An 18505-nucleotide genomic window follows, 5' to 3' on the forward strand; every position below is an offset into this window, starting at 1 on the left:
TCATCCCCCATTCCCCAGGAGAACACAGAGAATTCCACGAGACCGCGGGGCGTGATCCTCATGACGGTCCTCGCGTTCCTGTGGGCGCTGGGCGCCAGCGCCGGGCTCGTCGACACCATGTCAATGCTGCTCGGTATCGGCGCGTCGATGCTGGTCACCGTCGTCGTCCTGATGATCGCGACGAGGATGGGGTTCTCGGAGACGCCGGAGACGCCGGTGTCGGCCCGCCAGGGGCGCCGGTTCACCCTCGTCGGCGTCCTCCAGGTGGTGGTGATCGCCGCGGTCGTGGTGGTCCTTGTCCTCCTCGGCCTCCCGGAGTTCGTCCCCGCGGGTGTCTGCCTGGTCGTCGGCGCGCACTTCTTCCCGCTCGCCGCGGTCTTCGGACGGTCGCTGTACGTGTGGACCGGCGTGCTGCTGTGCGGGATCGCCGGGGCGGGAGCGGCGTTGGCGCTGAGCGGGGACGCGGAGCTCTCGCGGACCGCGGTCGGCTTCGCCGCCGCCGGCGTGCTGTGGGTCTCGGCCCTGTTCGTCTCGCGTCCCCACAGGGACCGCAGCGGCAGCGGTGTCCGCGAGACCGTGTGACCGCGAAGATCATCGGGTTAGGTCCCCCCTCCACGGGATAGCGGGCGCACCGAGTCCGGCGTTCGGTACAGCCCGGATCAGGGTTCGGGGCTGGCGCCGGTTCTGAGAGGAGGGACCGCCATGAGCGTTGCGGGACAGATGCTGGAGACCTATCCCGAGAGCCTGGGCGGAGTCGACCGGGAGAAGCTGCGGGCCTGTATCGAGGCGTGCTTCGAGTGCGCCCAGGCGTGCACCGCGTGCGCCGACGCCTGTCTCAGCGAGGACACGGTCGCCGAGCTCACCAAGTGCATCCGCACCAACCTCGACTGCGCCGACATCTGCGACACCACGGGACGGGTGCTGTCGCGGCACACCGGCTACGACGCCAACCTGACCCGCGCGGTCCTGGAGGCGTGCGCCCAGTCCTGCAAGACCTGCGGTGACGAGTGCGCCCGCCACGCCGAGCACCACGAGCACTGCCGCGTGTGCGCCGAGACGTGCCGCCGCTGCGAGATGGTCTGCCGGGAGCTCATCGCCTCCCTGTGACCGCGACATCCTGACGGCGCGGCCCCGCCCCGGGAGCACACCGGGAGCGCGGGGCCGCGCCCCGGTTCCCGTGCGTGGGGGAGGGGCCCGGTCAGGATGGGCGCACGTCCTCCCCGCTCCATCCCCGGTGGCGGACCAGCGCGGCGAGGGCAGAACGCCGCCGGGCGGGGTCGCCGAAGACTCGCTCGAACTCGGCGCGGTCGACGGTGGGGATGCCGTGGTCGCCCAGGACATGCGGCGGGGGCGCGGGAGGCGGCGGCCCGTGTCCGCTCCCGTCGCCTCCCGTGGCGGCGAGTTCGGCGATGACCGCCCTGGTCCGCGCGACCGCGAACCCGTCCAGCCGGTGCTCCACACCCGCGGACAGGCCTCCTCCGGCGTCCCACCCGGCGCGTTGACGAGCACGGCCGGGGAGCGCTCCTCGACGACCGCGCTGACCAGCGAGCTGACGTGGGTGGGGATCAGCGTCACCAGGGTCAGGCCGGTCGCGCTGGTCAGGACCGTCGCCACCTGCCAGGCGGGGCCGGTGGGCCGGACCCCGCCGTTGCCCGGGGCGGTCAGGCTGTATCCCACGGAGCAGAGACGCTCGCGTCCGCCGGATGGCCGGTCGTCGAGGTCTCCACCGACGTGCCGGACAGGAACACCAGCCCCCGGCCCGGCGACGCCCCGCCGGTCCACAGGAACAGCCCGCTGAAGGCCACGACCGGTCCCAGCGCGGAGAGGACGCGGTGCGAACCGCCCGCCCGGCGGCGCGGCAGCCGTCACGCCTGCGACGTCACCGCGCTGGTGACCGGACCGCCCCTGCTGGTGGTGATGAGCGCGGTCGTGAGCACCTCCCACGCGACGAGGAGGAGGATCGCGACCCCTGCCGCGAGCACCACGACGGCCATCAGCTCCCACCTTCCGGCACACGTGCTCGGACACCGCGGCCCCGCGGCGTTCGGCCCGCGCCCTCGGGGACTCCCGCCGCGCCCCGCTACCCCTGGAGCGCCGCCCAATCGCGGGAGCCGTCCGGGGACCGCCGGGATTCTGCGGGCGGCCCGAGGGAGACGACGGCGGTGGCGGTGGTGGCCGGGAACGGAACGTCCCGGCGGGTGCGGTGCGGCCGGGGATCGCGTCCCGTCCTTCCGCCCCCGTGACCGGGGCTGTTTCGTGCGCGGGGCCATCCGTGCCCGGTGCCGGCGGAATCCGGCCCGGGAGCGGGGTGTGCACGGTGCGCCGTACTGCGGTTTGCTGTGTTCTGTGCGGTCGGGTGCGGTGTACCCGCGGCACGGGCGGGACAGCCGTGGGAAAGGAGCGTGGACCGGTGTGGTCGGGAAGAGTGCTGGGCGGTCGCTACCGGTTGGGCCACCTGCTGGGCCGGGGTGGAACGGGCGAGGTCTGGCAGGGCTTCGACCCGAAGTTGCACCGGCCGGTGGCCGTCAAACTCCTCCCCGCCGGTACGGTCGCGGACGACGCCCGGGCGCGGCGGTTCGAACGGGAGGCGCGCGTCGCCGCCGACCTGCACCACCCCGGCATCACCGCCGTCCACGACTTCGGCCGCGACGACACCCACCTGTTCGTGGTCATGGAACTGCTGCGCGGCCGTGACCTGGCCGCGGTACTGGCCGACCACCCCGGCGGACTGCCGGTGACGCAGGTGGCCACGGTCGGAGCGCAGGCGGCCGAGGCGCTGCGGGCCGCGCACGCCCAGCGGGTGGTGCACCGCGCCCTCAAACCCGCCAACCTGTTCCTGTGCGACGGCGGCCACGTCAAGATCTGCGACTTCGGCATCGCCCGCATCGCCGACGCGCTCACCCAGCCCACCGCGGCCGACACCGTGTCGGGCACCCCGGCGTTCACGCCGCCCGAGCAGTGGGACGGCGCCGAGGCCGACGCGCCCGGCGACGTCTACGCCTTCGGCTGCCTGCTGTACACCCTGCTGGCCGGACAGCCGCCCTTCACCGGCGGCCGCACCGCGCTGCCGCGCCAGCACCTCACCCAGCCCCCGCCTCCGCTGCGCGCCGTGCGCGCCGACATCCCCGACGCCCTGGCCGACCTCGTCACGCGGATGATGGCCGAGAACCCGGCCGACCGGCCCGCCAGCACCGACCTGCCCGCCCTCCTGCACCAGGCCGCGCCCCAGCCCCCGCCCGCACAGCAGGAGAGCCCCCACACCGAGCAGCGGCACGCCGACGCCATGTTCGACACCGGTTTCCTGCTCTATGAGCGGGGTGAGACCGCCGAGGCCGAGACCTGGTACCGCCGCGCCGCGGAGAGCGGCCACGCCAGGGCCATGAACAGCCTCGGCGCCCTGCTCTACGAGCGAGACGAGGTCGCCGAGGCCGAGGTGTGGTACCGCCGCGCCATGGCCAACGGCGACACCGACGCCGTGCACAACCTCGGCCTCCTGCTCTGCGAGCGAGACGAGGTCGCCGAGGCCGAAGCCCTGTGGCGGCGCGCCGCGGAGGACGGCGACATCGAGGCCATGCACAACCTCGGCCTCCTGTTCGAGGACGAGGGCGAGACCGCGGAGGCCGAGGTCTGGTACTGGCGTGCCGCGGCCCAGGACCACGTCGACGCCATGGTCGACCTCGGCCTCCTGCTCCACGGGCGGGGCGAGGCCGCGGGGGCCGAGATCTGGTACCGGCGCGCCGCGGGGAACGGCGCCGCCGACGCCATGGAGCGCCTCGCCGCGCTCTGCGCGGAGCAGGGACGGAACGCGGAGGCCGCGCAGTGGCGGCGGCGGGCCGAGGGGGCCGGCGGCTCGGGGACCGGTTGAGTCCGCGTCCGCGCCGCCCGGTGCTCTCCGGTCGCTGACGGCCGCACGGTTGTGCCCGACCGCCGGGCGGGGCCGTCGCCGCCTCAGCGCAGCGGCACGCCCGAGGCCAGCAGCGCCACGTCGATCAGGGCGACCAGCAGCACCGAGGAGAACGCGGTCCGGGACCCCGGGCGGCGACCCGCGACCATTCCGGCGGCCACGATCAGCACGGCGGTCGGCAGCGCCACCAGGCCCACCCCCGACGCCCCGCCCGGGGGGCCGAGGACCAGCAGCGCCGAGGCGGCCAGGACCAGCAGCGCGGCCGCCGCGTGGCTTCCGGTGCCGCCCAGCCGGTGCGGCAGTCCGCGCACACCGGTGGCCAGGTCGTCGTCGAGGTCGGGCAGCACGTTGACGAAGTGCGCCGCGCAGCCCAGCGCCGCCGCGGCGAGCACCAGCCACACCGGCGGCAGCGGCGAGCCGGGAAGGCCCAACGTCACGAACACCGGCAGCAGTCCGAAGAACACCGCGTAGGGCACCACCGACCACGCCGTGGCCTTGACCCCGAGATCGTAGGCCCACGCAGCCGCCAGGGCGACCAGGTGCACCACCGTCGCGGGCACGCCGGACGGCAGTGACAGAGCCACCGCGGCCAAAGCCGCGACCAGCACGCCGACGAGCACCGTCCGCCGGGAGAGCTCACCGGTGGCCACCGGCTTGCCGGAACGCCCCGTCCGGGCGTCGCGCGAGGCGTCCACCAGGTCGTTGAGCCACCCCACGGACAGTTGACCGGCCAGCACCGCGGCGGTCACGGTCACCAGACCACCGGCGGAGCGGCCGGAGGCCGCCGCCAGCCCGGTGGCGACCGCGGTGACCGTCAGCGCGGGCCACGGGTGCGAGGCTCTGATCAGCGCCGACACTACCGCGACAAGGTTTCGCATGGCAGGCCATTGTGCCAGCCTGAGCCCATGGCACCCACCGACCCGCCCGGACGACACGGCGACCCCGACCTCTACGAGCGGCTCGCCGACCAGTGGTGGCAGCCGCGGGGGGTCTTCGCGATGCTGCACTGGCTGGCCGCCTCCCGCGCCGCGCTGGTACCCCCCGCGCCGCGTCCCGGCGCGGTGCTGGTGGACCTCGGCTGCGGCGCCGGCCTGCTCGCCCCCCACCTGGCCGACAGGGGATACCGGCACGTCGGGGTGGACCTCTCGCCGAGTGCGCTGCGCCAGGCCGACGAGCACGGCGTGCGGGGGGTGCTGGGCGACGTACTCGCCGTTCCCCTGGCCGACGGCTGCGCGGACGTCGTCGCCGCCGGGGAGATCCTGGAGCACGTCACCGACCTGCCGCGGGCGGTCGCGGAGGCGTGCCGACTGCTGCGCCCCGGCGGTCTGCTCGTGCTGGACACCCTGGCGGCCACCGCGCTGTGCCGGTGGGTGGCGATCGAGGCCGCCGAGCGCCTGCCGGGGCTCGCCCCCAGGGGCGTGCACGACCCCGCGCTGCTGGTCGACCGGACACTGCTGGTCAACGAATGCGCACGCTTCGGTGTGCGGATGGCGTTGCGGGGTATCCGTCCCTCGGTGATCGACCTGCTGGCCTGGGCCTTCAGACGCAGGGACACGGTACGGATGGTCCCGGTGGCCACCACCGCGGTGCTGTTCCAGGGCCTGGGCCGCAAGGAGGGGTGAACGATGGTGCTTCCCGTCTCCACCGGAGCCGGACCGGCCTCCGACCCGGAGGCCGCACGTGCCCTGGCCGCCGAACTGGCGCCCCGACTGGCCGCGCGGGCCGCGGCCCACGACGCGGCGGGGACGTTTCCCGAAGCGGACTTCGCGGACCTGCGCGCCTGCGGACTGCTCGGCCTGATGACGCCCGCGCGACTCGGCGGGTGCGGGGCCTCCTTCGCCGACTACACCGCTGTGGCGGTCGAACTCGCCCGCGGGGCGGGTGCCACCGCCCTGATCTTCAACATGCACTCCTCGGTGACCGGCGCCCTGGCGCACACCCCCGACGACCTGGTCCGGCAGATGGGTGCACCCGACAGCTTCCTCGCCGCACGCGACCGGCTGCTCGCCGACGCCGCCGCGGGCGCCCTGTACGCCGTCGCCATGAGCGAGCGCGGCACCGGGTCGCGCCTGTCGCGGACCTCCACCGTCTACCACGCCACCGGCAGCGGCTTCCGCATCACCGGAAGCAAGACCTTCGTCTCCGGAGCCGGCCACGCCGACGCCTACCTGGTGACCGCCAAGGACGCCGGAGCCTTCGACCCCCGGGTGTCCTACTTCCTGGTGCCGGCGGGCGAGGGCACACGGGTGGAACCCACGTGGGACTCCATGGGCATGCGGGCCACCGGAAGCCACGACGTCCACCTCGACGTGGAGGTCGGCCCCGACGCGCTGCTGGGCGGCGTCGAAGGGGTGACGCTGCTGCTGGCCGAAGCCATGCCGCAGTGGCTGGTGGCCTCCTACGCCGCGGTCTACGTCGGCGTGGCGCGTGCGGCCCTCGACGCGGGCGGCGCCCACCTCCGGGAGCGGGGACTCCACACGCTGCCGACCGTCCGCTCGCGCATGGGCCGGGCCGACGCCGCCGTCTCCGCCGCGGAGCTGGTCGTCACCGAGGCCGCGCGCCGGGTGACCGAGCAGCCGGGAACGCCGGAGACCAACCGCTGGGTGTGGCGGGCCAAGTTGACCGCCGGAGACACCGCGGCCGCGGTGGCCTCCTCGGTGCTGGAGGCCGCCGGCGCCTCGGCGACCCGGCGCGGCCACCCGCTGGAGCGCATCTACCGGGACGCCCGCTGCGGCGCGCTGCAGCCCGCCACCTCCGATGTCTGCGCCGACTGGCTGGGGGTCGCGGCCCTGGACGGCGACCCCCACCGCGACGCCGAGGTGCCGCGGTGGTGACCGCCGCGATCACCGGGCTGGGTTCGGCGCTGCCCTCCGCCGTCGACCAGCAGGCGCTGTGGGACGCGTTCTTCTGTCGGCACTTCGCCGCGAGCCGAGCCGCCCGACGGATCTTCACCGGGTCGGGGGTGCGCCGTCGGCACACCGTCGTCAACCCCCTCAGCGAGGACCTGACGGGCTGGTCGACCGCCGCCCGGATGCGGCGCTACGCACAGGAGGCCCACCCCCTGGGACACCGGGCCGCGGCGGCCGCCCTGGCCGCCGCGGACGTCGCCGCCGACGAGGTCGGACTGCTCACGGTCGCCTCCTGCACCGGTTACGGCACCCCCGGGCTCGACATCGGGCTGGCCGCGTCGCTGGGACTGCGCCCCGACGTGCAGCGGCTGCTCGTCGGGCACATGGGGTGTTACGCGGCACTGCCCGCCCTGGGCAGCGCCGCGGACTTCGTGGTGGCCCGTCGGCGGACCGCCGTGCTGGTCTGCCTCGAACTCACCTCGCTACACCTGCAGCCGCCGACGGCCGACCCGCAGCAGGTGGTCGCGCACGCCCTGTTCGGCGACGCCGCCGCGGCCCTCGTACTGCGGCCGCGATCCGGGAACACCCCGTTCACCGGCCCGCCCCGGCTCGAACTGGTGGACGTCGCGGCGTTCACCGACTTCGGCTCGGGCGACCACATGACGTGGACCATCACCGACCTGGGCTTCCGCATGGAACTGTCCCCGCAGGTGCCCGACGTGCTGGCCGAGCACGTGCGGCCGGGCGTCAAGAGTCTGCTGGCCCGCAACGGACTCGACCTGCCCGACGTGCGGGCATGGGCGGTGCACCCCGGCGGTCCGCGCATCCTGGACGTCGTCCAGGACCGACTGGACCTGCCCGAAAGCGCGCTGGCGGCGTCCCGGACCGTGCTCGCCGACCACGGCAACTGCTCGTCGGCGACCCTGCTGCTGGTTCTGCAGGAGCTCACCGGCGGCGGCGCGCTGCGCGAGGGCGGCCCGGTGGTCGCGATGGCCTTCGGACCGGGACTGACGCTCTACACGGCACTGCTCCACGCCATTCCGGAGCCTCGGGCGGGCGGCGCTCCGCCCGCCCGGTGACCGCGGAGAGGGCGGTGGTTGCGCCGGGATCCGGTACGGCAGCGGATCGGCACGGCTTCCGTCGGCTGTCAGGACCCCCTCACCGGTTACCGCTCCAACCTCTCCCGCGACCTGCGCGGTGCCGCACTGCTCGGCGTCGCTCTGCTGCTGGCGTCCCCCGGCGGAGGGGCGTGCCGCCGGGGGCCGCTGCGGACCCGGGGCGCACTGGCCCTCGCCGTCCCCGGCTCCGTCGCCTTCACCCCCTGGGAGCGCGGCCCGGCCGCGACCGGCGGTGATCCCCCGGCGCCGCAGGTCGCCGACTTCGGCGAGGGACCGGGGGTGGGTCCGCTGTTCGGTGCGGTCCTGCCGGGCGCCGGTGCGGGGAGCGCTCCGGATCCCCCCGTCCTACGAGGCGGGCCGTCCGGAGACCCCCGTCGGCTCCGCCGGCGCGGGCCGGAACTGGCCGGTCGCGAACAGCACGGCGACCAGCAGGAGCGGGACGATCCAGCCGCTCCAGCCGAGGATCGTGGCCCGGGTCGTGTCGATGGTCTCCCCGGCCTGCGCGAACACGAGGGAGAACCCGGCCGCGGCGTTGAGCGAGCCGTGCGCGAGCGCGGCCGGCCAGACCGAGCCGGAGCGCAGCCGCAGCCAGCCGAACACGGCGCCGAGGACAACGCAGAAGCCCGTCATCATGAGCAGGCCGAGCCAGGGCGGAGCGGTGGGGTAGTTGTAGCCGAGCAGGATCAGCGGCGCGTGCCACAGCCCCCAGATGACGCCGGAGACCAGCAGCGCGGCAGCGGTCCCGAACCGCTGCAGGCGCGGCAGCAGCCAGCCGCGCCAGCCCAGCTCCTCGCCGAGCGCGGGAACGAGGTTGACGAACGCGCCGATGACCACGTTCACGAACTGCACGGCGACGAGCACGCCGATCGGGATCTGCGGCCCTGTGGCCCCCGCCGCCTCCAACTGGGCCTCGACCTGCTCCCGGAACGCGGAGAAGTGGGTGAAATCCGCCGGATACACCCCGATCGCGGCGCCGACGGGCAGGGCCGCGAGGACCAGGACGACGGGGACGACCAGGCCGAGTGCGAGGTAGCCGACCAGGCGCCCGGCCGGGCGCAGCGGCCACAGGCCCAGCGCCCGCGCCCGGTGCTCGGGGCGCTCCACGAAGAACACGACCACCAGTGCCGCGATCGCGGGTGTGGCCATCATGGCGAGGGTGATGGGCATGAAGAGCGGGTGGTCCAGCCCGTCACCGAGCCAGAGGGGCGTCGCGAGCAGCCACGACAGTCCGAAGGCGATCAGCAGGAACACGGTCAGGGGCAGGGCGAGAGGTCTGCGGTCGGTGGTCATCCTTGCTCTTTCGTGGTTCTTCCGGGGGATGGGGGTGCTGCCCCCGCCGCGGAGGGGAGTGCGAGCGCGGCCGGGCTGCTCGATCGCGACGGCCGACTCCGGTCGGCCGGGTCCGTGCGGCACGTCGAGCGGGGCGGGGTCACGCGCGGTTCCGTGGACGGCGTGGTGACGCGGGTGCGCGCGGACAAGGAGACGGTGCGGTCGGACTGCGTCGCCGGCCGTCCGTCGGCACGGCCCGCGCCACCGTGGACGTGCGGTTTTCCCCAAACAGCATGCCTCGATCGTAGAAGGTCCTCTTTGTGGTGGGATGTCCGAGGCTGGGGTGGCCTTGACCCCGGGGGGCGTGTGGCCTTCATCCCCCCGGGGGCTAGGCCGCCTGGGATCTTCCTCCGGGGGTGAGGTTCCATGACCGGTGCCGGGAAGTCGGGCGGGCGGGGCATTCCACCCCGGCATCCGAGGTGGCCCGCCACGGGTCGGCGCTGGGGCGGCGACCGACTGACACGCCCGGCGCGCGACCACGGGAGCAGTCCGGGAGCCGCGGCTGCGCCCCGCGGAGTACGCCGGATGCCGCCTCGGGGCCGATGCGGTGAGGCGGGTTCCTCCCCGATGCTGGGACCATGGCCTCTGATGAGAACCGATCGACCGCTCCGCTGTGGCGGCGGCTCAACTGGCCGCTCGTGGCCGCCCTGGTCGCCGTCGCGCTCGTCCGCCCCCTGTCCTCCATCACCGGTCTGAGTGACGCGCTCGGCAGACCGGCGACCCCCGTTGTCCTCACCGTGGCCGTCTCGCTGGTGTGGATTCTCGCCGTCGGTCTCAGCCGGGTGCGCCACCCCCTGGCGACGCTCGTCGTCACCGGTCTCGGATACGCGCTGGCCTCCCTCGTGCTGAGCGCCGTCCTCTCACCCCTGCTGACCGGGCAGTTGCGGGGACCCCTGGTGACGCCGCTCGCGGTGCTGCCGCTCTTCGCCGTCAACGCCGCGTGGGGCGCGCTGTGCGGACTCTGCGCGCTGGGACTGCGCCGCCTGCGCGGAGTCCGCCCGTGAACGCGCGCCCGGTTCCGCGGCCGCCGGATGGGACAAGCCCCGGCCGGCGGTCAGGCGGGGTGCACGTTCTTCCAGTCCCACCCCTGGTGGCGGAGGAGCGCCGCCAGGGCCGAACGCCGCTGGTCGTGATCGCGGAAGACCCTCTCGAACTCGGCGGGGTCGACGGTGGGGATGCCCTGGGAGTCCAGGACGCGCGGCGACGGGACGGGAGGCGGCCCGTCGCCGTCTCCGCGGACCCCCGTGGCGACGAGTTCGGCGATGGCCGCCCTGGTCTGCGTGACCGTGAATCCCCGCAGTTGGTTGTCGGGGGGAACCGCGTGGCACATGAGGGTCAGGGCCTCGTCGAGGACCGCGAGGTTGGGCGCCGACGCTTCTGCCCGGTGCCGGCTGTGGAAGTAGCTGAGGACCGGGTAGGCCGTGTGGCGCCGGGCGAGCGCGGCGATGGCGGAGTTCAGCGAGTTGAGTTGCGGCACGATCGCCGTGAAGTCGTCGCCGTTCCACGCGCGGGCGCAGATCCGCTCCGGCCTCTCACCCAGTGCGTGGACGAGCACGGCCAGAGAGCGTTCCTGGACGACCGCGCTGACCAGCGAGACGAGGTAGCTGAGGATCAGCGTCGCCAGGGTCAGTCCGGTCGCGCTGGTCAGAACGGTCGCCAACTGCCAGCCGGGGCCGGTGGGGCGGAACTCGCCGTTGCCCAGGGTGGTCAGGGTGTAACCCACGAAGTAGCAGCGCTCCCACGCGTCGGCGGGATGCCCGGTCGTGGAGGCCTCCACCGACGCGCCGGAAAGGAACACCAGCCACCAGCCCAGCCACGCCGCGCCGACCCACAGCAGCAGTCCGCTGAAGGCCACGGCCGGCCCCAGTAGGGAGAGGAGGCGGTGCGAGCCGCCCGCCGCGCGGCGCAGCAGCCGCCACAGCCATGACGTCACCGCGCCGGTGACCGGACCGCCGCCGCCGGCGGTGACGAGCGCGGTCTGGAACACCTCCCAGGTGAGGACAAGAAGGATCACAACTCCCGCCGCGAACGCCACGGCCGCCATCCACTCCCGCCTTTCGCCACGCGTGTCCGGACACCGGGGCCCGGTGGCGTCCGCCTCGGTTCCGTGCGGCGTTCCCGCCGTCGCGCTCCGCACCGGCTTCCGGAACCCTCCGGACCACTCCCGTTCCGGTTCGGGAGAAGACCTCCGTTCCCCGTCGCGGGCCCACTACCCGCGAAGCGCGGTCCAACCGCCCCGAGTCCCCGCCCGTGCCCCGCACCCGCCGCGTCTGGTCCGCCCTCTGGCCAACAGGGGCGTGAGGGGTTACCGGCCGGTGGCGCCGTACTCGGTCAGGAGCGCGAATCCGTGGCGGTCGACCGATCGGGCGGTGGCCGAGAGGACGACGACGCCGGTGGAGGCGGCGCGGTCGATGCCGAGCCAGGACCGGAAGCCGCCGGTGCCGCCGTTGTGCCAGGTGACCGGTCGGCCCCGCACGGGAGTCGTGATCCACGCGGCGCCGATGCGCGCGCCCGCGCCGAAGGAGGTGACCGGGTCCAGTGCGGCGATGCCCGGGGCGGTGCCCTCCAGCAGCGCCGCGGTGAGGCGGGCCATGCCGGTGATGGAGGCCCGGATGCCGCCCGCCGGTCCGAGCGCCTCGCCGGTCCAGGGCTCCTTCGGCCGTCCGCGCCTGCCGGTGCCGGTGAGCGCGCCGGGCCGCAGTTGGTCGGCCGTCGCCGGGACGTAGCAGCGGTCCAGCTCCAGTGGGGCGGCGATGCGCCGGTGGAGGAGTTCGGCGTAGGTGGTGGCGGCGGCGCGGGCGAGGGCGTGGCCGAGCAGTTCGAACCCGAAGTTGGAGTAGCGGGGCCGAGGTTTGCCCAACCGGACCTTTCGGGCCTGGTCGAGAAGCTGGGCGAGGTTCTCGCCGTAGGGGTTCGTTCCGTGCCGCCACAGGGCGAGGGTGCGCCGCCACGGGTGGGCGGACGCCGGCAGGGAGGGCAGGCCGGAGCGGTGCGTGCTCAGCGAGGCCAGCGTGACCTCTGCAGCGGGGGTCCCGTCCAGCGGCAGCAGGTCCCCCAGGGTGGTGTCGGGGCCGATCTCGCCTCGTGCGAGCGCGTCGGCGTACAGCAGTCCGGTGACGCCCTTGGAGATCGAGCCGATCTCGAAGTCGGAGTCGGGGCCGGTGCCGCGACCGGCCACCGCCGTGCCCCGCGGGGAGACCACGGCCGCCGCGACGACCGGATGGCGGGGACCCAGCAGTTCCTCCAGCCGGGCGGCGAGTCGGTCGTCGCCGTGGGTCTCGACGGTCATGAGCGGCCTCCGAGCAGCCCCCGACCGGCGTGTTTCTTGTGGACGGCCTGCTTGGAGACACCCAGGGCGGCGGCTATCTGCGGCCATGTGGCGCCGCCTGCCCGGGCGCGGCGCACCAGCACCGCCTCGACGCGCTCGGTCTCGGCGCGCAGCCGCGCCACGGCCTCCAGGCCCGTCAGCGGGTCGCGGTCGGCTGTCGATGCCGCGAGTTCGGTCAACAGTGCAGCGTTCATGCGTCAACCGTAGTTGACCACCGACCGGCGGTCAACGAGGGTTGACGACTTCCGCCCGGGGTCGCCCGGACGCTTCCGGCGCGCGGAACCGCGACCGCGGGCGGACGCGGCACCCCTCACCGCCAGCGGCAGCCCCGCGCACAGCTCGGCCACCCGGGTGAGCGCCGCCGGATCGGCTCCGGTACGCGGATCGGCGGGGTCGTTGACGCGCAGTTGCGCCACCAGCAACGCCACCGACGAGGCGGGGGAGAGGACGAACAGTTCCAGGCGGCGCGCGGGCAGCGGATGCAGCACGTCGCGGGAGGTGATCAGCAGCCGGCCCCGGTCGTCGCCCGGCAGCAGCGGTTCGACCTGGTCGACGGAGGACGCGTTGTCGGCGACCACCAGGATCGGCCCGCCGTGCTCCGCGGCGCGCCGGTGCAGCATCGACCGGTACAGCACCGCCAGGTCGCGCGTCTCGGCGGGCAGTCGCTCCGCGGGGACACCGAGTGCGCGCAGCATCGAGCCGAGCGCGGTCTCCGGTGGGACGGGCGTGCTGTAGCCGAGCAGGTCCACGAAGAGCGCCCCGGCGAACCGGCCGCGCGCCAGTGCCGCGTGCCCGGCCGCCACCGCCAGTGCGGTCTTGCCGACCCCGCCCATCCCGGCCGAGAGCACCACCCCGGCCCCGGAACCGCCGCCGGGGTCGAGCGCCGCCAGCACCGCGTCCACCTCAGCGTCGCGGCCGGTGAACCCGGGAGGCCGCGGCGGCAGCCCGAACAGCGCGGTCGGCACCGCCGGAGAGTGGTGGTGCTCCTCGTGCTTTCCGACGACCGGACCGTGGAAAACCCCGTTCTGGAAGTCCAGGTGGTCGCCGCCGTACTGTTCCACGCGGCCATCCTGCCGCCCAACGCCGCGGCCACGCGACCCCGCCCCCGCGGGCCGCATGGCAGCACCGACCGGAGTGTGCGGGGCGGGGCCGCCTCCGAAGAGCCAGGGGAGGGGTGTTTCCGCCGGGCGCCCGGTGCCCACCCCCCGGGGGGCGGGCCGGAACACTCCCGGGCCGGGGTGCGGCGGCTCAGCGGTTTGGACCCGGACGTGGCCCGGGGAACCTCCCGCGCGGCGCCCGGTGCCGCCCGCTCGCGGCGACCGCCCGACAGGGTTCGCGACCGTGCCGCCGGGGGCACACCTCCGAAAGCAGCGGTCCGTGAGTCCGCCACAGACACCGACTGCTTTTCCCGTGCTGGAGGTGAACTGCCTGCCAGCCCCACCGGGCACCCACGCTCTGTTCACTCATTCCAATTCTTTCCTCCTGAGGTTGGAGTGTCCGCTTCTGAGACGAGTGAGGAAAGGTGGGACCGCTGTTCTCGACCGGATACATCGAGTGCCCCTGAGAGCAGCCAATACTGCCTGGTCATTCTGGTTGAGCGCGCTGATTGTCACCCCCTTCGTCTAGGGTGCCCTCCCGGAACCCGGTGGATGGGCGAAATCTGGGGGAGAAGTGGCCAAGCAGAGCAGGTACTACGGGTCGGGTACCGAGAGGGCGCTCTTCATGCTGAGCCGTGGGACGTGCTACGCGCCGCCCTGCAAGGAGCCGGTGTTGAAGATGGCCGAGAGCGGAACCCCTCGCGTCAATGTCCAGATCGCGCACATCCGGGCCCTCGTGGAAGGGGAGGCGCGGTACGACAAGAACTATCCTGAGAAGTTGCGCAACAGGTTCGAGAATCTGATCCTGCTCTGCAAGCCACACCACACCGAAGTCGACTCGGACCTTTGGGTTGAACAGTATCCGGCGGAGGTACTTCTCCGGTGGAAGGCCGAGGTCGAAGGTGGCGGGCTCGGGGATGCACTGAAAAACGTCCCACCCCTCAACGGAGACAAAGAGTTCGAGGGCATAATCGTCAAATCGGTTGAGACTGCGCGGCTGGAGATCCTGGGGCGATCGACGAACTGAAGGGCATCAGTGAGGAAACAGCAGAGACTGTCAAATCGCTCTTGACTGAATCCTTCAACCGCCCTTATCTGAACCAGGACCAGATCGATTCGCTTGAGTACTCGGCCCGCGTCCTCTCCAGAATGGAGGACCAGACGATGCTGCTCCATGATTCTGCGGTGAGGATCCAGAGCATTCAGGACTACGAACACCTGCTGGTCAGGTCGGCTGATGTCTTTCGAGAGTTTCCCCACTACATTCCACAACTCGTGTCCGTGGCAGAGGCCATCCAGAGCATGCTGGACAACGTTAAGGCCATTGACAGTTCCACCGAGAGACTGGAAATTGCGAGGGCGGATATGAACAACCTGCACGATGCGGTCACCTCGATGATCAATGCGGGTTTCCGTGGACTCCCCTCGCAGGTTCAACAGGTCGAGTGGGCTGTGGATCGTTTCACCAGCGCTGCTGGAAGCATCGACCAGCTCCGCGAAGCAGCAGGTGCGCTAGAGGCCGCCTCGCAGGCATTGAATGTTGCGGAGACTGTGAAGGGGCGCGCAGGGATGGACAAGGAACTCTCGCGGAAGATCTTCTGGAACGGATTCGCTTCCGGAATCGGCGCGGTTATCGTGATCCTGTCGCTGTGGACCTTCCTGATTAAGCAGGGGATGTGACTCCTTGGTTGTCGCTCGGAGGCCGTTGGGCGCGGTGGTCAGGAATCTTCCATGATTTTCGGAGTCGAGCTGTGCTTCGTGGGCGTGGTCCTGGGGGAGGAATGATTTTCTTTTGTCCGGAATCTCGGGATTTACGATGCTCGCCGTTTTTTGGTTCGCGGGCTTGTGTTGGATTGTCATGAGCGACACTGGTCCTCGGTGGTTGTGTAAACCCTTGAAGGATTGGAGTGGATAGGATTTTCGTTTTCCTCGTGCGATCCAGGTTGCAGTTGAGGACTTGGGCCTTAGTTCTGTTGAGTTTCTGTCATCCTCTCGGGAGGGCGAACGAGGAGTGCCTGGGCTCAGGACTCGGGTAGTATACGGCCGTGCCAGAGAACCGTCCTGCAGTACCCCGTGGACTAAGAAGAGCGCTCTTTGTTGAAGCGGGTCACCGCTGTGCCATTCCCACTTGCCGTGCGACTCCCGTTGAGTTGGCGCATATCGTTCCCTGGGCGAAGGTGCGCGAGCACACCTTCGAGAACATGATCGTCCTGTGCCCGAACTGCCATACGCGTTTCGACCGAGGAGAGATAGACCGGCTTTCGATGCTGGAGTACAAGGCCCAACTCAAACGGATCTCCCGGACGGGTGCGGACGAGAAAACACGATCGGAGCGCGTACGGATCCTCGAAACCCACGGGGCGTTCCAGACGGTGATCGAAATCTGGTGGAGGGAAATCTACTCGGTTTCGCTCGCCTATCTCGACCTAGAAGAGACGCAGTCCACGATCGAAGAGACACGATCCACATACGTGGAGGAATTCCGTCACAGGGCTGAGGAAGCGCGCGCCCTCCTGGAGGATTTTACCCGTAGCGGGAGTACAGATATGGCTCGTGCGGCGGAGGAAGTCATTGATGCGATGCAGCAGTGGGCGGATGCAGCGATCGAAGGAATCTGGCCGAGCAGCCATATCGATGCTTACACCTACTACGAGGACGACGTCGATCGTCCCCTGTCATCCCTGCAGTCTTGTGTCTACGAATACCTGGGAATTGGTAGAGAAGACTTTTCACCGTCCATACAGCAGGGAAGAGATTGACCCCCGCAACTGATCTGGTGCGCCCCCGGGACCGCGGCCCTGGACCTTTTCTTCCACAGGTTATGGAGGCGTGGGTCCTGGCATCGCGGCCGTGAGGTGCTGTTGCCATATGTGGCCAGTCGTTTGACGGTCGGTATCCGGTTTCGCTAGCGTTCGCGCGGAACGCGGCGGCAACCGCCTGTTCTGCCTGCACTTCTTGTTTCTCACCAGTCCAAACAAGCAGCACAGAGTTTCCGTGAACCCGTCGGGTCTTTCTGGCTGGAAAGGTCCCGCCCCGTCACACCACACGTTGGGAGAACCGTGATGCCCGCCGATTCCTCCGGGGCTGTGTCCCGTGGACGGTCTTTCCTGATCTGGTCCGGTGTGGGACTGGTGGCGGTCGGACTGGTGGCCACCGTGACCACTGCTCTGGCAGGGGAAGGGTTGGTCGACCACCCGTTCCGGATCGTCCTCTGGGTGCTGGCCGGGCTGGGTTGTGGGGCGCTGCTGCTGCAACTGCTGGAACGGGTCCCGCCCGAACAGCGCCACACCGTGCGGCGGCCGGTGGCCGCGAGCACGGTGGTGGCGGTCTCGGCCACACTCCTGGCGTGGCTGGAGCGGCCCGCCTGGCTGCTCGGCGGCCCCGCAGACAACACACTGCCCCACCTCGTGGGCTGGGCCGGATCGGTCGCGGTGGTGCTCGGCGCGGTGGTGGTGGCCGCGACCGGACACAACCACCGGCCCACGGTCCCGGTCCTGTCCGGCGGGCTGGTATCCGGAGTACTGGTCACGGTGCTGCTGGCGGCTGTCGCGTGGACAGGCGGGCAGGCCCTGTCCCGGCCGTTGGCGCCGTTGTCGCCGCTGTTCGACGGAGTCGACCACACCACCGCCGACGCCGACAGCCCCGGATCGGCACCGTTCACGCTCGGGGAGGTGGCCTGGACCTGGCAGCCGCCCGAGGAGGCCCGTCCGGTGCGCCTGCTGCCCACGGCCGGGGGCGCGGTGGTCGACCTTGGCCACGGCGTGATCGCGCTCGACACCGCCGCCGGCGAGCAGACCTGGCACTACCTGCTGCCGGGCACCGAGATGACGGTCAACGTCACCCCCGACTGGGAGACCACCGTCCTTTCCCATGAGACCGAGGAGGGCAGTGTGGTGGTGGCGTTGAACTCGATCACCGGAAAGCCACGCGGCCACGCAGTGCTCCCCACACCCCAGGAAGCCGACATCGGGCTGCTCACCGCCGAGGCCCGCATCCTGCTGGAGCAGACCGACGAGGGCTGGCAGCTCACCGCGCGGTCACTGGCTGACGACGCCCATCTGTGGAGCAGGCCCCTGTCATCGCACTGCCTGGTGCAGCAGCAAACCCGTTCCTGGATCCGCACCTACGATGACAGGATTGTCGTCGCCCAGCCCTGCCACCCCGAACTGCCCCGCACCCCTCCGGAGGAGCTCGCCGAGCTGTCGGGGGGCACGAACCGCCTGACCTCCTACGACGCGGACACCGGAGAAGAGGAGTGGACCCACGAGTGGGAGGCCGAAGAGCCCTTCGGTACCTTCCCCGAACTCGCCCACCACCACGACGACACCCGTCTGGAAGCCCCGCCCTTCACCGCGTCCGGCCCGGTGGTCGCGGTCAAGCACCACACGGACGGCCACGAGTACCTGGTGCTGGACCTGGTGAGCGGCACGCGCCACATGGAGCATTTCGACCTCGCCGGATACGACGACCGCCTCCACTTCACCCCCGAGGGGGTCACGGCCCTGCGCCACGACCCGGAGACGGACACGCTCGTCTACGAGTTCCTCCTGTACTTCCCCGGCAAAGAACCCGAGATGGTCGCCCGGATGCCCGCCCCCGACGGACCGGACGACCCCGACAACCATGAATGGGTGACACTGATGAATGCGGTCGTGGCGGTCCGGCCCGCAGCGGACTCCCCCGGGCGCTACCTGGTCGACGTGGCGCCGTGGAACTCCGCCGCCGAGCCCTCCCAGATCCCGCTCGACGGGGTGCGACTGTCCGAGGACAGCGAAGCCATCCGCCTCGTCCCCGTCCGAGGAGTGGTCCTCGTCACCGACACCGCGATGACGAACGTCGTCGCCCTGCGCTGAACACGACGGCGACGCCGGTGGGCCGTC

The 18505-nt window shown here is 71.9% G+C and carries 19 protein-coding genes; 11 read left to right on the forward strand and 8 right to left on the reverse strand.

The features are described from left to right. Positions 1-60: 60 nt before the first annotated feature. Both NI17_RS05085 and NI17_RS05090 read left to right on the forward strand, forming a co-directional pair. A complete protein-coding gene (locus NI17_RS05085) occupies positions 61-582 on the forward strand; it encodes a hypothetical protein (protein WP_243597619.1) in 522 nt (173 codons plus the stop codon). A gap of 120 nt (positions 583-702) precedes the next feature. After that, positions 703-1107: a four-helix bundle copper-binding protein gene (locus NI17_RS05090; protein ID WP_068691933.1), complete on the forward strand. Its 405-nt coding sequence runs from the start codon at positions 703-705 to the stop codon at positions 1105-1107. Positions 1108-1198: 91 nt separating this feature from the next. Here the strand turns inward: NI17_RS05090 and NI17_RS05095 are convergent, their stop codons facing one another. Both NI17_RS05095 and NI17_RS24360 read right to left on the reverse strand, forming a co-directional pair. Next, entirely contained in the window at positions 1199-1459 is a 261-nt protein-coding gene (locus NI17_RS05095; protein ID WP_068691936.1) for a hypothetical protein, read from the reverse strand. 406 nt (positions 1460-1865) lie between these two features. After that, positions 1866-1994, reverse strand: coding sequence for a hypothetical protein (locus NI17_RS24360; RefSeq protein WP_267887203.1), 129 nt, complete (start codon positions 1992-1994; stop codon positions 1866-1868). Between the two features lie 416 nt (positions 1995-2410). On the opposite strand from NI17_RS24360, the gene NI17_RS05100 reads away from it, so the two are divergent. Further along, on the forward strand, positions 2411-3865 hold the full coding sequence (locus NI17_RS05100; protein ID WP_157129740.1) for a serine/threonine-protein kinase: 1455 nt from the start codon (positions 2411-2413) through the stop codon (positions 3863-3865). 83 nt (positions 3866-3948) lie between these two features. Here NI17_RS05100 and NI17_RS05105 read toward each other — a convergent pair whose 3' ends face one another. Then, entirely contained in the window at positions 3949-4782 is an 834-nt protein-coding gene (locus tag NI17_RS05105) for a UbiA family prenyltransferase (protein WP_068691940.1), read from the reverse strand. A 27-nt stretch (positions 4783-4809) separates the two neighbouring features. On the opposite strand from NI17_RS05105, the gene NI17_RS05110 reads away from it, so the two are divergent. From NI17_RS05110 to NI17_RS05120, 3 genes are read left to right on the forward strand one after another with little or no spacing between them, the layout of a single operon-like run. Next, complete coding sequence (locus tag NI17_RS05110; RefSeq protein ID WP_068691942.1) at positions 4810-5526, forward strand: methyltransferase domain-containing protein; 717 nt, start codon at positions 4810-4812, stop codon at positions 5524-5526. Positions 5527-5529: 3 nt separating this feature from the next. Then, positions 5530-6738 carry an acyl-CoA dehydrogenase family protein gene (locus tag NI17_RS05115; RefSeq protein ID WP_243597620.1) on the forward strand — a complete coding sequence of 403 codons (1209 nt, stop codon included), beginning with the start codon at positions 5530-5532 and terminating at the stop codon, positions 6736-6738. Beyond that, positions 6735-7832, forward strand: coding sequence for a type III polyketide synthase (locus tag NI17_RS05120; RefSeq protein WP_234401965.1), 1098 nt, complete (start codon positions 6735-6737; stop codon positions 7830-7832). Before NI17_RS05115 ends, NI17_RS05120 begins: the two co-directional genes overlap by 4 nt. Positions 7833-8216: 384 nt before the next feature. Here the strand turns inward: NI17_RS05120 and NI17_RS05125 are convergent, their stop codons facing one another. After that, positions 8217-9161: a CPBP family intramembrane glutamic endopeptidase gene (locus NI17_RS05125; RefSeq protein WP_068691948.1), complete on the reverse strand. Its 945-nt coding sequence runs from the start codon at positions 9159-9161 to the stop codon at positions 8217-8219. 617 nt (positions 9162-9778) lie between these two features. Here NI17_RS05125 and NI17_RS05130 point away from each other — a divergent pair. Beyond that, on the forward strand, positions 9779-10204 hold the full coding sequence (locus NI17_RS05130) for a hypothetical protein (RefSeq protein ID WP_068691950.1): 426 nt from the start codon (positions 9779-9781) through the stop codon (positions 10202-10204). A 50-nt stretch (positions 10205-10254) separates the two neighbouring features. Here the strand turns inward: NI17_RS05130 and NI17_RS05135 are convergent, their stop codons facing one another. From NI17_RS05135 to NI17_RS05150, 4 genes are all read right to left on the reverse strand, one after another. Continuing rightward, on the reverse strand, positions 10255-11244 hold the full coding sequence (locus NI17_RS05135) for a potassium channel family protein (RefSeq protein WP_068691952.1): 990 nt from the start codon (positions 11242-11244) through the stop codon (positions 10255-10257). 261 nt (positions 11245-11505) lie between these two features. Then, the gene (locus tag NI17_RS05140; RefSeq protein ID WP_068691954.1) at positions 11506-12489 is read right to left on the reverse strand and encodes a serine hydrolase domain-containing protein; all 984 of its coding nucleotides are present in this window, start codon (positions 12487-12489) and stop codon (positions 11506-11508) included. Continuing rightward, entirely contained in the window at positions 12486-12722 is a 237-nt protein-coding gene (locus NI17_RS05145) for a helix-turn-helix domain-containing protein (RefSeq protein ID WP_068691956.1), read from the reverse strand. The genes NI17_RS05140 and NI17_RS05145 overlap by 4 nt, the downstream gene beginning before the upstream one ends. A 3-nt stretch (positions 12723-12725) precedes the next feature. Next, complete coding sequence (locus tag NI17_RS05150) at positions 12726-13589, reverse strand: ATP-binding protein (RefSeq protein WP_068691958.1); 864 nt, start codon at positions 13587-13589, stop codon at positions 12726-12728. A 610-nt stretch (positions 13590-14199) separates the two neighbouring features. Here NI17_RS05150 and NI17_RS05155 point away from each other — a divergent pair. The 4 genes from NI17_RS05155 (at position 14200) to NI17_RS05170 (ending at position 18478) form a co-directional block, all read left to right on the forward strand. Beyond that, the gene (locus tag NI17_RS05155; protein WP_068691960.1) at positions 14200-14652 is read left to right on the forward strand and encodes an HNH endonuclease signature motif containing protein; all 453 of its coding nucleotides are present in this window, start codon (positions 14200-14202) and stop codon (positions 14650-14652) included. Between the two features lie 41 nt (positions 14653-14693). Further along, entirely contained in the window at positions 14694-15305 is a 612-nt protein-coding gene (locus NI17_RS05160) for a hypothetical protein (RefSeq protein WP_068691962.1), read from the forward strand. Between the two features lie 365 nt (positions 15306-15670). Next, on the forward strand, positions 15671-16384 hold the full coding sequence (locus NI17_RS05165) for an HNH endonuclease (RefSeq protein WP_084012654.1): 714 nt from the start codon (positions 15671-15673) through the stop codon (positions 16382-16384). A gap of 396 nt (positions 16385-16780) precedes the next feature. Next, positions 16781-18478, forward strand: coding sequence for an outer membrane protein assembly factor BamB family protein (locus tag NI17_RS05170; protein ID WP_243597621.1), 1698 nt, complete (start codon positions 16781-16783; stop codon positions 18476-18478). Positions 18479-18505 lie beyond the last annotated feature (27 nt).

It is taken from the genome of Thermobifida halotolerans, from assembly GCF_003574835.2.
Lineage (GTDB): Bacteria > Actinomycetota > Actinomycetes > Streptosporangiales > Streptosporangiaceae > Thermobifida > Thermobifida halotolerans.